At 68.0% G+C, this 15,240-nt stretch carries 16 protein-coding genes; 9 read left to right on the top strand and 7 right to left on the bottom strand.

The annotated features are described in order from the left end of the window. Positions 1–126: 126 nt before the first annotated feature. Positions 127–954 (top strand): isocitrate lyase/PEP mutase family protein, encoded by an 828-nt coding sequence (locus CKW06_RS20985; RefSeq protein ID WP_024958372.1) that lies wholly within the window; start codon positions 127–129, stop codon positions 952–954. Between the two features lie 33 nt (positions 955–987). On the opposite strand, the gene CKW06_RS20980 is transcribed toward CKW06_RS20985, so the two are convergent. Beyond that, complete coding sequence (locus CKW06_RS20980; protein WP_005414649.1) at positions 988–1,524, bottom strand: hypothetical protein; 537 nt, start codon at positions 1,522–1,524, stop codon at positions 988–990. A 125-nt stretch (positions 1,525–1,649) separates the two neighbouring features. On the opposite strand from CKW06_RS20980, the gene CKW06_RS20975 reads away from it, so the two are divergent. Both CKW06_RS20975 and CKW06_RS20970 read left to right on the top strand, forming a co-directional pair. Then, positions 1,650–2,246 (top strand): NAD(P)H-dependent oxidoreductase, encoded by a 597-nt coding sequence (locus tag CKW06_RS20975; RefSeq protein ID WP_024958371.1) that lies wholly within the window; start codon positions 1,650–1,652, stop codon positions 2,244–2,246. 16 nt (positions 2,247–2,262) lie between these two features. Then, positions 2,263–2,856, top strand: coding sequence for a TetR/AcrR family transcriptional regulator (locus CKW06_RS20970; RefSeq protein ID WP_024958370.1), 594 nt, complete (start codon positions 2,263–2,265; stop codon positions 2,854–2,856). A gap of 13 nt (positions 2,857–2,869) precedes the next feature. On the opposite strand, the gene CKW06_RS20965 is transcribed toward CKW06_RS20970, so the two are convergent. Next, positions 2,870–3,664 (bottom strand): D-alanyl-D-alanine carboxypeptidase family protein, encoded by a 795-nt coding sequence (locus CKW06_RS20965; protein ID WP_024958369.1) that lies wholly within the window; start codon positions 3,662–3,664, stop codon positions 2,870–2,872. Positions 3,665–3,785: 121 nt separating this feature from the next. Here CKW06_RS20965 and CKW06_RS20960 point away from each other — a divergent pair, with 121 nt between their 5' ends. Beyond that, positions 3,786–5,333 (top strand): alkaline phosphatase, encoded by a 1,548-nt coding sequence (locus tag CKW06_RS20960; RefSeq protein ID WP_024958368.1) that lies wholly within the window; start codon positions 3,786–3,788, stop codon positions 5,331–5,333. Here the strand turns inward: CKW06_RS20960 and CKW06_RS20955 are convergent. Then, positions 5,330–5,515 (bottom strand): hypothetical protein, encoded by a 186-nt coding sequence (locus tag CKW06_RS20955; protein ID WP_024958367.1) that lies wholly within the window; start codon positions 5,513–5,515, stop codon positions 5,330–5,332. The genes CKW06_RS20960 and CKW06_RS20955 overlap by 4 nt on opposite strands. 98 nt (positions 5,516–5,613) lie before the next feature. On the opposite strand from CKW06_RS20955, the gene CKW06_RS20950 reads away from it, so the two are divergent. After that, the gene (locus CKW06_RS20950) at positions 5,614–6,513 is read left to right on the top strand and encodes a LysR substrate-binding domain-containing protein (protein WP_005411241.1); all 900 of its coding nucleotides are present in this window, start codon (positions 5,614–5,616) and stop codon (positions 6,511–6,513) included. A 31-nt stretch (positions 6,514–6,544) separates the two neighbouring features. Here CKW06_RS20950 and CKW06_RS20945 read toward each other — a convergent pair whose 3' ends face one another. From CKW06_RS20945 to CKW06_RS20935, 3 genes are all read right to left on the bottom strand, one after another. Further along, positions 6,545–7,261 carry an ABC transporter substrate-binding protein gene (locus CKW06_RS20945; RefSeq protein ID WP_024958366.1) on the bottom strand — a complete coding sequence of 239 codons (717 nt, stop codon included), beginning with the start codon at positions 7,259–7,261 and terminating at the stop codon, positions 6,545–6,547. 62 nt (positions 7,262–7,323) lie between these two features. Further along, on the bottom strand, positions 7,324–8,847 hold the full coding sequence (locus CKW06_RS20940) for a carotenoid oxygenase family protein (RefSeq protein WP_024958365.1): 1,524 nt from the start codon (positions 8,845–8,847) through the stop codon (positions 7,324–7,326). A 26-nt stretch (positions 8,848–8,873) separates the two neighbouring features. After that, positions 8,874–9,296: a DUF2141 domain-containing protein gene (locus CKW06_RS20935; protein WP_012481398.1), complete on the bottom strand. Its 423-nt coding sequence runs from the start codon at positions 9,294–9,296 to the stop codon at positions 8,874–8,876. 156 nt (positions 9,297–9,452) lie between these two features. Here CKW06_RS20935 and CKW06_RS20930 point away from each other — a divergent pair, with 156 nt between their 5' ends. The 3 genes from CKW06_RS20930 to CKW06_RS20920 are packed head-to-tail and all read left to right on the top strand — an operon-like array spanning position 9,453 to position 11,582. Continuing rightward, the gene (locus CKW06_RS20930) at positions 9,453–10,553 is read left to right on the top strand and encodes a sensor histidine kinase (protein ID WP_024958364.1); all 1,101 of its coding nucleotides are present in this window, start codon (positions 9,453–9,455) and stop codon (positions 10,551–10,553) included. After that, entirely contained in the window at positions 10,550–11,188 is a 639-nt protein-coding gene (locus tag CKW06_RS20925; RefSeq protein ID WP_005411236.1) for a response regulator transcription factor, read from the top strand. Before CKW06_RS20930 ends, CKW06_RS20925 begins: the two co-directional genes overlap by 4 nt. Positions 11,189–11,210: 22 nt before the next feature. Further along, positions 11,211–11,582, top strand: a complete 372-nt coding sequence (locus CKW06_RS20920; protein ID WP_024958363.1) for a VOC family protein — start codon at positions 11,211–11,213, stop codon at positions 11,580–11,582. 65 nt (positions 11,583–11,647) lie between these two features. Here CKW06_RS20920 and CKW06_RS20915 read toward each other — a convergent pair whose 3' ends face one another. Beyond that, positions 11,648–12,487, bottom strand: a complete 840-nt coding sequence (locus CKW06_RS20915; protein ID WP_024958362.1) for an arylamine N-acetyltransferase family protein — start codon at positions 12,485–12,487, stop codon at positions 11,648–11,650. A 203-nt stretch (positions 12,488–12,690) separates the two neighbouring features. Here CKW06_RS20915 and CKW06_RS20910 point away from each other — a divergent pair, with 203 nt between their 5' ends. Continuing rightward, a complete protein-coding gene (locus CKW06_RS20910; protein ID WP_024958361.1) occupies positions 12,691–15,228 on the top strand; it encodes a methyl-accepting chemotaxis protein in 2,538 nt (845 codons plus the stop codon). The last annotated feature ends 12 nt before the right edge of the window (positions 15,229–15,240 follow it).

Here is a 15,240-nt window from a genome sequence, read left to right as displayed (position 1 = left end):
AGCACGCTCGGGCACCCGCATCCACAGCGTCCAATAAGCAGGGGGCATCACCGGGTTCGCTCCGTCGTCGTTGAGCGTGGCCTCTGGGCGGGCTAGGGTGCAGGTCTGCCGCCCCCGGAGCCCGCCATGACCTCGCTCGATGCCGACACCCCGCGCAAGCGCGCGGCCTTCCGCCAGCTGCATGCGCAAGGTTGCTTCGTGCTGCCCAACCCGTGGGACGTGGGCAGTGCGCGCTACCTGCAGCGGCAGGGCTTCCTGGCGTTGGCCACCACCAGTGCCGGCTGTGCCTGGAGCGAGGGCCGGCCGGACGGCGCGGTATCGCTGCCGGCCACGCTGGCGCATCTGCGCCTGATGACGGCGGCGACCCCGTTGCCGTTGAATGCCGACTTCGGTGATGGCTTCGGCGCCACGCCGCAGGCGGTGGAGGAGGCGGTGGCTGCAGCGATCGACACCGGCATCGCGGCGTTGTCGATCGAGGATGCCAGCGGCGTCGCCGATGCACCGCTGCGTCCGGTCGACCAGGCGGTCGAGCGCCTGCGCGCTGCCCGTGCAGCCATCGACCGCGCGGGTGGCGACGTGCTGCTGGTCGGCCGCGCCGAGAACTTCTTCGTTGGCGTGCCGGATCTGCAGGACACCCTGCAGCGCCTGCGTGCCTACGCAGAGGCCGGTGCAGACGTGCTGTATGCACCTGGCATCAGCACGCGCGAGCAGATCAGCGCGGTGGTCGCCGCTGCCGGGTCGAAGCCGGTGAACCTGCTGGTCGGTGTACCGACACCGCTGCGCCTGCAGGACATTGCCGCGCTCGGCATTCGGCGGGTGAGTCTGGGCGGCGCACTCGCCCGTGCCGCGTGGGGCGGGCTGATGCAGGCGACCCAGCCGATCGTGCAGGACGGACGCTTCGATGGGCTGCAGCAGGCGGCCTCCGGGGCTGCCTTGAACGCGCTGTTCCGCTAGATCCACGCCGTGCAAGGCGGGAGGGGCCGGCGACTACAGCGCCTCGATCTCCCGCTTGGGTAAGGTCACGTCGGGTTCCAGCGCTGGCAGCAGTTGGCGAAGCAGGTTTGGATTGCCCTGCAGCCCGGTGCCATCCAGATACGTCCAGCCGGAACCACCAACGCGGCGCACGGCCACCATGAACGTGGTGCTGCGCATTGGGGTTTCACGCACCCGTATCAGGGATTGGCGTGGCACGAAGCAGACTTCTTCCTCTCCGGCAGCATAGGTCCGGGTCGGCACACCTACATCTTCGCTGATGATCACTACACCGGCGTTGTGCTGCTTCTTCAACGCATCACGGGTGATCGCCTGGAAGGCGTCATCGCCGCCGGCCAGTCGCTTGAGGCTGGGATGGGTGCGTTCGATGAGGAAGTCCGCATCGCCGCGGGCGTATGCAGCCATCATGGCGCGCACATCTTCGCGCAGAGCCTTCGCATCACTGGGACTGAGTTCACCTGCGAAGGCGGATGGCAGCAACAGCAACAGCGACAGCAGCATCAGCATCGTCAGGGGCAGGCGTCGATCCATGTTCGGGTGTCTCACGGGGCACCGCCGCACTATACGGTGGATGCGAAAACAGCGTCCCATCGATGGCGCTGGTATCCTGGAAATCACTACTTACTATTGGTAGGTATTGATTCCTGGAGACCCCCATGCACAGCCTCATTGTCATCGCCCACCCTGAACCCGGTTCGCTGACCCATGCGATGGCGCATCGCATCGGCGATGCCATCACTGCCGCCGACGCCCGCAACACCGTGGCCTACGCCGATCTGATGGCCGAAGGCTTCGATCCGCGCTTCAACGCCCAGGACCAGGCCTTGTTCCGCAGCACTGGCGCGGTACCGGCCGACATCGCCGCCGAGCACGCACGGCTGGAGGCCACCGATACGCTGGTGCTGGTCTTCCCGTTGTACTGGTGGTCGTTCCCGGCACTGCTGAAGGGCTGGATCGACCGTGTCTTCACCAACGAATGGGCCTACGCACAGGATGCGCAGGGCAGGCTGGTGAAGAAGCTGCAGCGCCTGAACGTGCATCTGGTGGGGCTGGGCGGTGCCGATGCAGCGATGGTCGAACGACGCGGCTACGACGCGGCGATGAAGACGCAGATCGACATGGGCATCTTCGACTACTGTGGCGCCCGCGTGCTGACGTCCGATCTGCTGCTGGATGCCGATACCGGTGCGGCCGGAACGCATCTGCAGACCGCGCTGGCGATCGGCCGTAAAATAGGCACTCCGATGCGCTGATCGCCGTGTTCCGCCGATGCCTGCCAACGCCGCTCCCACGCGCCGCCGATTGACCCGCGAGCAACGCGCCCGCCAGTTGCTGGATGTGGCCTGGGCGCTGGTTGGCGAAGAAGGCACCGACGCGTTGACGCTGGGACGGCTGGCCGAGGCGGCGGGCGTGACCAAGCCGGTGGCCTACGATCACTTCGTGACCCGCAACGGCCTGCTGGCTGCGCTCTACGATGACTATGACGGGCGCCAGACGGTGGTTTTCCACGAGCGTATCGGCCGCGCCCGGGCGCAGCTGGCCGACCGTGCGGCGGCCATCGCCTCCGGCTACATCGACTGCATCCTCAGCCAGGGCAGTGAAGTGCAGGGCATCCTCGCCGCGCTGGTGGGCGCGCCGGAACTGCACGAGGTGCGGCGGCGCTACCAGCAGGACTTCATCGACAACTGCGACGCCTGGCTGGGTCCGTTCGCCACCGATGGCTCGGTGCCGCTGGCAGGACGCTGGGCGATCCTTGGTGCGGCTGAAACCCTGTCCGAGGGTGTGGCCGCCGGCGCGCTGGACAAGACCAACGCCGAGGCCGAGCTGCAGCGGCTGATCGTGGCGACGGTCAAGCGGCGCTGAGCCGCTTCGGGCGTCAGGCCCCGGCAGTGCTGCTGGCCAGCGTGGCGAATCCTGCCGCCAGCTGATCGCGCACTAGGGCATCGCGCGCGTCGCGGCTTTCAGAACCCAATACCACGGTGATCAGGCGTACCGGCTGATCCCGCCCGGGCACTGCCCGGCATGCGGTGGCGGCCAGGCAGAAGCCTGCTGCCTGGGTGTAGCCGGTCTTCAAGCCATCCACGCCATCATCGCCAAGCAGCGCATTCTGGTTGTTGCGGCTGAAGCTGCCATGCACGAACGCGCGCTGCGCGGTGATTGCCAGTATCTGCGGATGGTCATTCAGCAGGCAGGCGGCCAGCACTGCCATGTCGCGCGCGCTGGATGCATGGTGCGGCGTGGTGATGCCGGAGACGCTGGCGAACCAGCTGCTGCGCAGGCCGAGCTGGCGTGCGTGCCGGTTCATGCGCTCCAGGAACGCAGGCTGCGATCCGTCCAGGTGGCGCGCGATGGCCAGCGCCGCGTCATTGCCGGAGACGATCATCAACCCTTCCAGCAGGCGCGCGAGCGTGACCGTTTCGCCGGGCACCAGGCCCATGCGCGTTTCATCGTCGGCGACCGCATGCACGTCGCCGGCGGCGATGGTGACTTCGTCGCCCCACGAGCGACCGCGCTCCTCGACACATTCGTAAGCCGCGTAGGCGGTCATCAGCTTGGTCAGCGAGGCCGGCTGCCTGGCGATATCCGCGTTGTGCTGATGAATCACCGCGAAAGTTGCCGCATCGAGGGTGATGGACGACAGCGGTGCACGCGCAGGAGCAGGAGACGGCATGGAAGCGACGATGGCAGTGGGGACCCAGGAGGATAGTGTGCGGCGGCTGCACGAAGCTGAAATATTGCAACGATATAACGTATCGCCATTGTGGGCCGCCGATGGCCCGACGGGACATCCGATGACTGCACGCATTCCACGCCGCTGGCTTCATTCTTCGTTGCTGCTCGCGCTGGCCGCACTTGGCGGTTGCCAGCCCAACCTGCGCGCCGAGGCTGTTTCCAGCACCGAAGCCGGTCCGCTCAATGTGATCGTGATGATCAACGACGGTGCCGGCTGGGGTACCTGGGACGCCGCCGCCTACTGGCAGTACGGCAGCCGTGAAGGCGCACCCTATGCGGATTTCCCACTGCGCCTGGCGGTGACCACCTTTCCGTTGAACGCGAGCAGCCAGCCGACCGGTGACAACGCGCAGACGCTTGGCTACGACCCGGGCAAGGCCTGGGATGACGCGCCGGTTCCTGCGCTGGACCTGCCTTTTGCGGGCTACCAGTACCTGGCCGCGGTGGCTACCGACAGTGCGGCGGCGGGCACTGCGCTGTCCTCGGGCATCAAGACCTACAACAACGCCATCAACGTCAACAACGATGGCCAGCCGGTCGAGTTCAATACGCTGCGCGCCAAGCGCCTGGGCATGGCCACCGGCGTGGTCACCTCGGTGCCGTTCGCGCATGCCACGCCGGCCGCGTTCGCGGCGCAGAACGAATCGCGCAGCAACTATCACGCCATCGCACACCAGATGCTGGCGCAGGGCCACATGGACCTGGTGATGGGCACGGGTGGCCCGGGCTACAGCGTCGACGGCCGCGCCTGCCATGAAGGTACGGACGCGGCGAAGGCGGAGGGCTGTGCGAATCCATGGGAGTGGGTGTCGCAGCAGGATTGGCAGCAGCTGGAAGCGGGCAGCACCATCGGCGGCAATCCGGCGGGACCGTGGCGCCTGATCCGCAGCAAGGAAGCGTTCGCCGCACTGGCGCAGGGACGGTTGCCGGCCGACCGGCCGCTGATCGGTGTACCGCGCGTGGCCAACACACTGCAGCAGGCGCGCCAGCTGCAGGTGCTGGGCAAGGATGCAGGCACGCCTTCGGGAGTGAGGAAGATCGACAGCGTGCCCGATCTGGCGACCATGACCCGCGGCGCGCTGCAGTTCCTGCAGCAGCGCTCGTCCAAGGGGCTGTTCCTGATGGTGGAAGGCGGCGCCACCGACTGGGCGGCGCATACCAGTGCCTGCGGCACCGAATGGCATTACGGCCAGTGCAGCGATCAGCCGCAGTATGGCCGGTTGATCGAAGAGACCGTGGAATTCAATGACGCGGTAACGGCGGTGGTCGACTGGATCGAGCGCAACGGTGGCTGGGAGCGCAACCTGTTGATCGTCACCACCGATCACGACAACAGCATGCCGATGGGCCCGGATGCACAGAACGTTGCCTTCGAGCCCGTGCGCAACAACGGACGTGGACGCATGCCGGGGATGAGCTTCCGTCCCACCGGCAACCATTCCAACGCGCTGGTACCGCTGTGGGCCAAGGGCGCCGGCGCGGAGCTGCTGGGCAAGCGCGTGCGGGGCGTTGATGCCGGCTACCGTCAGCACGTGCGCTGGAACGACGGCAGTTGCATCGACAACACCGACGTGGCTGCAGCGGTGCAGGAAGCGCTGCAGCGTTAGGGGCGCGCCGGCCGTTGACCGGCAGTTGTGGGATGCACGGTCGGCGAGGTTGCCGGCCAGCGGCCGGCACTACCGGGGGTGCTGCTGGGCGGCGGCGGCGGGGACGGGCTGGCCAGTTGGCGTGCCAGCTCGGCGCTGGCCACGTGGCCCTGCAGGAACAACAAGCCGCCGAAGATGTTCATGAGCGTGCCTCCACTTGAGTGGATTGCACGATACGGGCAGCATGGACGGGCAAAAAGCGACATTTCCGCAAGCATGACTTGAGAGAATTTCAAGCCTTATGTCCCGCCCTCCGCTCCATGCCCTCCAGGGCTTCGTGGCTGCCGCCCGGCTTGGCAACCTGTCGCGCGCGGCGGCGTCGATGAACCTGACCGTCAGCGCGCTCAGCCACCAGATGAGGCAGCTGGAAGAACGGCTCGGGCAGCCGCTGCTAATCCGCCAGCCGCGTGGTATCACCCTTACCCTTGAGGGGCAGCGCCTGCTCGAGCAGGTGGGGCCGCATCTGGATGCGATAAACGAAGCCTTCCAGCCCTATGCCGCGCGTGCCGAGCACGTGCTGACGATCAGTGCGGTGCCATCGATGGCATCGGCCTGGCTGGTGCCGCGCCTGGGTCACTTCGTGGCTGAGCATCCGCAGATCGAGATCAACCTGCAGTCGAGTGAGCGCCTGATTGATTTCGAGCGGCAGCGCCAGTTCGACGCCGCGCTGCGGCTGGGCAGCGGGCAATGGCCGGGCCTGGTGGTGGAACCGCTGTTCGACGAGTGGCTGGTGCCGATGGCGAGCCCCGCGCTGATCGAGCGCATGGGGGGCATCGACCGTGTACCGCTGACCCAGTGGCCGCTGCTCGGTGATCCAGACGGCGCGTGGGGCGCCTGGTTCGCGTTGAGCGGGCAGAGCCCGCCATCGCGCTTCGTGGCGGTGCTGGATGATTCGGAGGCGCACCATCGCGCCGCACTGGATGGCGTAGGCGTGGCCCTTGGCCGGGTGACCCGGGCACGCCTGCTGCTGGAATCCGGCCAGCTGGTCGCGCTGTCCAGCCAGCGCCTGAAGACGGCGTGGCCGCATTGGCTGGTGTACCCGCAGCGCTCGGCCAGCCATCGCGGCTTCCTCGCGTTTCGCGACTGGCTGCATGCGCAGGCCGCCGAGCATGTGCAGCACATGGCGGACGCGCATCTGTAACGCCGCGCGGTGCTCGATCTCGACTCTACAGTCACTGCACCAGGGTGACCGCCTGCCCGGCACGCGCGAACGCTTCCTCCAGCAACGGGCCCGCCTTGATCGCTTCCACTTCCTCAAACAGCGCCCGCAGCGCATTGGCCGGGCGTGAGGCCGGTGCCGCCACTGCCTGCTGGATCGCGGTGAAGCGATCGGCCAGCACCCGATGGCCGGGATGTGCCTTCGCCCAGGCCGCCAGCGGCTGGCGTACACCGGCGGCGGCATCCAGGCGGTGCTGGTCGAACAGGGCGATGGCCGCTGCCGAGGTGTCCGCCCGCTCGATCGTGGCATGGCGCAGTTCCCGGCTCAGGAACAGGTCATAGGCCGCGCCACGCCCCACCGCGATGCGCAGTCCGTCGCGGTCGAGGTCAGTCACGTGTTGCGCAGAGCTGTTCTCGCGCACCAGATAGGTGCCTTCGATCTCCACGTACGGGGCACTGAAGGCGATGCGGTCGGCACGCGCCGGATCGATCGCCAGGAAGGCCAGATCCCAGCCGTCTTCGCCCGCTGCGGCGACCACCGAGGCTGCGGCACCGTGGCAGGTGAAGCGTGCCTGCACCCCCATCCGTTGCGCCAACGCGGTAGCCAGTTCCAGCGAGGGGCCGCGCGGTGAGCGCGCATCGCCCTGTGCCAGCACCGGGTTGCCCAGGTTGATCGCCACGCGCAGGAAACCGTGCGGTGCCAGCGTACGTCGGTGGTCGGCCAGGGACATGCAGGACTCCACGGGGCAGGGGAGACCCAGCATGCCAACAACGGTGTCCGCGTGGCGTGGACTCAGCCGCGCGCGGCGAAGGTGCCGTGGAAGCCCAGTGGCACCGCATACGGCAGCCACGCCTGGGCCAGCGGACCGTCATCCACATGGCGCGCATCCAGCACGGCCAGACCGCTGCGCTGGTTCACCGGATCGAGCAGGGTGCCGATCAGCCAGCCGTCATCGGCGTTGCGGCTGCCCGGGCGCGGTACGAACACATGCTCTTCGGCCATGATGTCCGGTCCATAGTTCCAGAGCTGGCGGCGCCCGTGCTCGATCTCGAACGCGGCCACTGCATTGAAGTACGGCGCAGTGGCCGTGCCGTCGATGGTCGGCGCATACAGCCGTGCGCCACGTGTGTTCGCCGAGCGCGGGTCGAACAACGGGAACTCCACCGCGCTGATGCCCAACGTCTGCCAGCGGGCCTGTCCACGACGCAGGTCCAGATGCAGCTCGACCAGGCTGGCGCCACTGTTGGCCGCGTGTGCGCCATCACCGGCCATCGCTTCCTTCATCGGCGAGCGCGCCTCATTGATGTCGTCGTGGCGCACTGCGCGCAGCACGATGCCGCCATCGCGGGTGAACGCGTCGCCGAAGTGGTAGATCGCCGCGAACGGGGCCTCGAACCATTGCGCCTTGTCCGGCGCATCCTTGGCGACCACCGCGATGCGCACCGGACGCTGCGGTGCGAACTGCATGCGCTCGAAGAAGCTGCCACCTGCGCCGGTGAAATCGAACGGCATCATCACGAACACCAGGTGCTGGTCGGTCATCGCGAAGGCATGCAGGTAGCCATGCTCGGGTGTTTCGATCACATTGGCGCTGCGCAGCTGGCCGTCCACACCGATGTGCCAGACCAGCAGGCCATGGCCCCCCATCAGGCTGATCGAGCCGAAGTTCCAGAGGCTCCCGTCGTGGTCGGTCAGCGGGTGCGCCGAGAACGGCAGCGCCGCCAGGTCCGGACGCCAGGTGACAGGGCCAAGCGTCTGCAGCGAATCCGGGTCCACTTCGAACGCCGAACCGGATTCGCACAGGGCGAACAGGCGGCCATTGATCATCGTCACCGAGGTGTTGGCCACGTTGGCATCATCGTTGTTGCGTACCGCCAGCGCACCGGGAATGCTGGTGCCGGCGGCCGGATACTGGAAGCGGCCGGCCTTCTGTTCACGGGTGAATTTCGGCGTGGCAACCATGCGCCCGTGATGGGTCAGGCTGCCATCACCATTGAAGCGCCAGCCATGCACCATGCCGTCGCCGTCGAACCAGTGGTCGTAGCGGAAGCCATCGCGCTCGGTCCACGCCGGACCGTTGCGGTACAGCGTGCCAGCCAGGCCCGACGGCAGCTTTCCCTGCAACTGCACGGTGGCCGGACCGAGGCTTTCGCTGCCGACGCTGCGCCAGCCGAGCAGCCACGGGTGTTCCTGCATGCCCTGCGCGAACCGCGCCGGGTCGCCGGCGAAGGCGGGAGCGCTGCGCAGTGCGGTGGTGCCCAGGGCCAGACAGGCACTGCTGCTGAGCAGGGTACGAAGGAAGCGGCGACGGTCCATGGTGGCCTCGGGTCTGGATGCAGGAATCAGCGCAGGGTGATGTCGATGGCGGTGCCGGCGGCCGGTACGTCGACGCGCGCCTCGTCGAAGGTCGGCTTGCGCATCACCTGCGGGTTGTTGCTGAAGCCGTAGCCCTCCACCGGCATGCCGACCAGGTTGGTGTCGAGCTTGCCGTTGTCGTTCTCGTCGTGGGTGAGCAGCACGGCATAGCTGCCGGCCGGAACGCCCTTGAACGTGAAGTGGGCGCTGTCGCCGCTGGGCGCCGCCTGCTGGGCCTGCACGGGCCTGGCCTTGCCGTCCCAGGCGGCGGCGCTGTCGACCAGCGCAACGCGCAGGGTGCCGGTCTGCACACGGACGTCGTGCACGGTCACGGCCAGGTCGGCGGCGTGGGCACTGCCGGCCAGGGCCAGGGCAGTCAGGGCGGTGCTGAGCAGGGCGGTGCGGATCATGGCAGTGGCTCCGGAAGTGTGTGTGGCGGTGTGGCGCCAGTCTGCATGCGGCGCTGCACCGGGTTCAGGGCCAGTGGTCATCGATTCGACGTGCCAGAAGTCACTTTCTGCGCCGGACCCATTGCCGCCGGCGTGTGCGGCGGTCAGCATCTGGCCATGCCCAGCCTGTTCCGCCATCTGTTGCGTCCCCTCAGCCTCGCCGGCCTGGCCACCGTGCTGGTGGTGGGCCTGTCATTCGCGGTGCAGCGCAACGGTGCCGGGCTGAGCCTGCTGCTGCTTGCCGTGTTCCTGCTGCTGTTCGTGGTGCACGGCTGGGCGTCGGTGCCATCCCGCGTGCGCGCTGTCGCGGCGGTGTTGCAGGCGTTGCTGGCGGTCGTGCTGGTTGCGCTGCAGCCGCGTACCGGCACCGCACCGGTACTGCTGGTGGTGCTGGTGGCGCAGCTGGCCGAGCATTGGCCACCGCGCTTCGTGCTGGCTGTTGCACTGCTGGCCAACCTCGCCATGTATCTCGTGCTGCGCTACAGCGGCTTCAGCCAGCCGCTGCTGGTGGTGCTGCTCTATGGCGGCTTCCAGGCCTTTGCCGCACTGACCGCACACTATGCCCGCAGCACGGCGCTGGCCCGCGATGACCTGGCCCGCGTCAATGCCGACCTGCTGGCTACCCGCGCGCTGCTGGCCGACAGTGCACGCGACGCCGAGCGCCTGCGCCTGGCCCGCGAACTGCACGATGTGGCCGGGCACAAGCTCACCGCGATGCGCTTGAACCTGCGTGCCCTTGCGGCCGACCCTGTGCTGGCCAAGCGCGAAGGATTGGTGCTGGCCGAGCAGCTGTCCGGCGAGTTGCTGGCCGACATCCGCCAAGTGGTGCAATCGATGCGCGATGATCGCGGCCTCGATCTGGCCACCGCATTGCACGCGCTGGCCGCGCCGTTCCCGCGCCCGAAGCTGCAGCTGCAGATCGGCGAGTGCGTGCGCGTGGTTGACCCGCTGATGGCCGAGACCGTGCTGCGCCTGGTACAGGAAGCGCTGACCAATGCCGCCCGGCATGGCAACGCAGACACCGTATGGCTGACGATCAACGAGGAGGATTCCCGGTTGCGTATCGACATCCGTGACGACGGCCAGCGCGCCGAACGTATCCGCGAGGGCAACGGCATCGCCGGCATGCGTGAGCGCCTGGCCGCAGTGCGTGGCCAGTTGGAACTGGCCCGCACCGCACAGGGCGGCATGCACCTGACCGCCTGGGTGCCGGCATGAACGGCAGCGCGATCCGTGTTGCCCTGGCCGACGACCAGGCGCTGGTCCGCGCCGGGCTGCGTGCGTTGTTGCAGGGGTTGGGCGTGGACGTGGCGCTGGAGGCCGAGGAGGGCCAGGCGTTGCTGGACGCGCTGTCCACCCAGCGCGTGGATGTTGTGCTCAGTGACATCCGCATGCCCGGGATGGACGGCATCGAAGCAGTGCGCCAGCTGCGCGCGCGCGGCGATGCCACGCCGTGGCTGCTGCTGACGACCTTTGATGAAAGTGATCTGCTGCTGCGTGCCAGCGAGGCCGGCGCACAGGGCTTCCTGCTCAAGGATGCCGCACCCGCAGACCTGCGCGAAGCGATCGAGCGCGTCGCCGCTGGTGAGACTCTGCTGCTGCCGGTCAGCACCGAGCCGGTGCGCGCCCGTTACCGCTTCCACGACGAAGCACCGCCCACCGATACCTTCGGGGAACGCGAAGTGGCGATCCTGCGCCTGTTGGCCGGGGGATACAGCAACAAGGAGATCGCACGCAGCCTGTTCCTGGCCGAAGGCACGGTGAAGAACTACGTGTCCGCCATACTCGACAAGCTGGGCACCCGCGATCGCACCCGTGCGGTGCTCAAGGCGATTACCCTGCGCATCATCTGAGTGGACCGAGCAAGGAGTGCCAGTGAACCCGATCCTGCATGTGGAAATCCCGGCCAGTGACCTGGACCGTGCCATCACGTTCTACCAGCGGTGGCTGCAGGTCGCGGTGGACGAACCTATCGTGCTGCACGACTGCCGGATGGCCTACCTGCCGTTCTCCGATGAGGCCGCCGGTGCCAGCATTGCGCTGGTGCACGGCGCGGACTACCGGCCCTCCGAGCAGGGTGCACGCATCTACATCGGCGTCGATGACCTGGATGCGAGCCTGGAGCGTGCACTGCAAGCGGGAGCTGAGCTGTGCTTCGGACCCGCCGATGCGGGTGACTGGCGCGTGGCCGAGATCCGCGACAGTGAAGGCAACCGGATCGCGGTGCAGGCGCGCGCAGCTCTGTAGAGCCGAGCCCACGCTCGGCTGCTGTTGGCCCAGCCGCTCCAGCTCATCCGAGCATTGGCTCGGCTCTACAAGAGCGCGGCGCGCGAGCGCTGCAGCCAGTCATTGATGGCCGGGTCCAGTCGCGGGTCGTCCGGTAGCTGCATGCCGAAGCGCTGCTGCAGCACCTCACGCACATCACCCACATCATGCAGCGGGCGCTTGTCCGGCGCCTGCCCGGGGCGGTACTCGGTGTAGTTGCCGCTGCCGATGGTACGGCGCCAGTCCGGCCCGGTCAGCGATGCGCGCAGCTGGCCGGGGAAACTGGAATCGGGATGGGTGCACACGTACCAGTTGCCCACCACGTTGTCGATCGGTGCCGGCGCCTGCAGGTCGAACCGATACATCGCCCGCCAGCCATCGTTGGACTCGGCCGACAGCACGAAATCACCCTCGCCGGGCAGGCGCTGCAGCAGATAGCGTTCGTGCGGCGTGGCCTGCGGCTGCGGATCATGCAGGCGCAGCGGCACGGTCGGGGTCAGGCTGCCGAACCCGGCATCCACCAGCCAGTCATCGCCATCCACCTGCACGCGTAGCAGCAGGTGGGTACGCGCGGTCAGTTCGCCGTCCTGGGCGGCCAGCAGTACGCGCGCGCTCAATGGCTGCGCGTCGAAGCCCAATGCCTGCAGCAGCGCCAGCAATCCGCCATTGAGTTCGAAGCAGTACCCGCCACGGCGGTCGTCAAGCAGCTTGCGTTGCACGCTGTCCAGGTCGATCGGCACCGCATCGCGCAGCAGGCAGCTGAGGGTCTCGAAGGGCAGCAGTGCGTTGTGGCGCTGCTGCAGCAGGGTCAGGCCGGCCAGCGTCCGCGGTGGCGGCGCATCCAGCTGCAGGCGCTGCAGGTAGCGGGGGACATCGAGCGTCGTCATGGAGGCACCGGGCGGGGGAGGGAGGTCCACTGTGCTCCCCCAACCGGGGTTGAGGTCAAGCGCGGCGGCCGTGTCATGCCTCCGTCGCCTGCACCCGGTACAAAGGCCGCGTCCACCAGCGATGGGGGGACGCAGACGAAGAAAGCGCTAAAGTTGTCCTGAATCCGGCCGATACAGGTGCGTCCTTCCGCCTGGAGTCTGTCATGTCGGCCGTTGTCCCCCACCTCCGGTCCCTGCGCACGCGCCTTGCTGCGTTGCACTCGGCGTCCCCCGGGCTGCTGCGCTGGCTGCAGCCACATCGGCTCAGCGTGGCCAACAAGCTCAAGGCCACACTGTGGATCTGCGGCCTGGGCCTGGTGGCGATCGCTGCTGTCTACGCCTGGACTGGCCATGCCAACGCACTGGCTGCGCGCAGCCAGGCCAGTTACCAGCGCGGCAGCGATCTGGCTGCCAGCCTGTCCACGCGGGTGGCCGAAGCGCGTCGCCTGCAGACCCAGTATGCACGCAGTTTCGATGATGCCGACCGCGCGCAGCTGTTGGCCACGCAGAAGGCGTTGCAGACCGATCTGCAGGCGCTGCGCGCGACGCCGATGGATGCTGGCCGGCGCAAGGCCCTGCAGGCGCTGACCGAGGCTGCCGACGCGTTCTCGCAAGGTGTGGCCGCCCTGTTCGAACGGGTCGACGAGATGGGCCGTGGTGATGCCGGCCTCGCCGCGCAGCTGCAGCAGGCCGCTGACACCCTGCAGGCGCAGGTGGATGTGCAGCAGCGGCCCGCGCTGGCGCTGTCCCTGCAGAAGATGCGAAGGCAGGAGGCACTGCTGCTGCTCGACGGTGATTCCACCCACGCCGACCGCGCCAGCGAGGAGAAGCTGCCGTTCGACCTCGCGCTGGCGGGCCTGCCTGCGGATGTGCAGGACACCCTGCGCACCGGGATGGAGGCGTATCAGGCCGCACTGCTGGGGTATACCGCTGCCCGCGTCGGCCTGGATGTGGAAGCGCAGTCGCTGCTGGATACCGCCACGGGCGTAGCGCCGGCGTTGGCCGCATTCCAGCAGGCACAGGTGGCGGCGCTGGCCGGGGCGCAGGCACGCCAGCAGGCCTGCGCGCGCACCATGAGCGTGCTGTTCGCACTGACCCTGCTGCTGGTGGCCGGCGTGCTGATCACCAGCCTGGTGCTGGTGCTGCGTGCGGTGCGCCAGCCGATCCAGGACACCCTGCGTTTCGCCAGCGACATCGCCGACGACCGCCTCGACACCACCCTGCGCGTCTACAACGCCAACGATGAAATCGGCCAGCTGGCCCAGCGCCTGGTCGACATGCAGCAGCGCCTGCGCGCGCGCATCGAGACCGAGCGTGCGGTGGCCCGCGGCAACACCCGCGTGCGCCAGGCATTGGACAGCGCACAGGCCGGCTTGATGGTGATCGATGCCGAAGGCTTGGTGGCGTACGCCAATCCGGCGCTGCTGGAGCAGCTTGCACTCCGGCTTGAAGATCTGGTGGGGAGCGATGCGGTACGCCTGCATCCGGCACTGGCCAGCCTGGCTGGCGTGCGCCAGCGCGAGGAGCGCGAGATCGGTCATGCCGGCGTCCGCTACCAGTTGATCGCCAATGCCATCACCGACGAAGGGCATTTCCTCGGCGTGGCAGTGGAGTGGCGCAGCCGCGCGCTGGAAACGCTGCTGGAAACCGAAGTGGCAGCACTGGTCGACGCCGCCGCACATGGCGACCTGCACGGCCGCATCGCGCTGGAGGGAAAACAGGGCTTCGTGCGCACGTTGTCGACAAGCATCAACCGCCTGCTGGCGACCTTCGAGACCAACCTCGGCGATCTGCAGGCGCTTCTGGCGGCGCTGGCCCGTGGTGACCTCAGCGTGCGCATGGAAGGTGAGCTGCAGGGCGTGTTCGCACGCATGCGCGACGATGCCAACGCCACGGTCGCGCAACTGGGCCGCATCGTCACCCGCATCCAGCAGGCGACGTCCAGCCTCGACACCGGCGTTGGTGAGATCGTTGCCGGGCACCATGATCTGTCGCAGCGTACCGAACAGCAGGCGGCCAACCTGGAAGAGACGGCAGCGTCGATGCACGAGTTGACCGACACCGTTGGCCGCAATGCCGATGCCGCGGGCCGCGCCGATGCCCTGGTGCAGGGGGCGGCCGCGGTGGCCCAGCGCGGTGGCGAGGCCGTCGGCCAGGTGGTCGCGACCATGCATGGCATCAGCGAGGCCTCGCGGCGGATCGGCGACATCACCCAGCTGATCGATGGCATCGCTTTCCAGACCAACATCCTCGCGCTGAATGCCGCGGTGGAAGCCGCGCGCGCAGGTGAGCAGGGCCGCAGCTTCGCCGTGGTGGCTGCGGAAGTGCGCCTGCTGGCCCAGCGCAGTGCCGAAGCGGCCAAGCAGATCAAAGGACTGATCGAGGATTCGGTGGCGCGTGTTGGCCAGGGCAACCAGCAGGCCGAGCAGGCGGGCATCACGATGGGCGAGATCGTTGGCAGCGTGCAGCAGCTGGCCGAGCTGCTGGCCGGTATCCGCAGTGCATCGCAGGACCAGCATGCCGGCATCGCGCAGGTGAAGCAGACCATCGTGCAGATGGAAGCCAGCACCCAGCGCAACGCCAGCCTGGTGGAAGAGGCTGGTGCCTCCACCGCGCAGATGCAGGCGCAGGTACACGCGCTGACCGAAGCGGTGGGCGCGTTCCAGTTGCAGTCGATGCCACAGGCGCGCGCTGCGGCCTGATCGTGCTCCGGT

Origin of the sequence: Stenotrophomonas maltophilia, from assembly GCF_900186865.1 — a bacterium.
Classification (GTDB): domain Bacteria; phylum Pseudomonadota; class Gammaproteobacteria; order Xanthomonadales; family Xanthomonadaceae; genus Stenotrophomonas; species Stenotrophomonas maltophilia.
The sequence above is the reverse complement of the archived record's forward strand: the minus strand, read 5'-3'. Positions and strand labels throughout refer to the sequence as shown.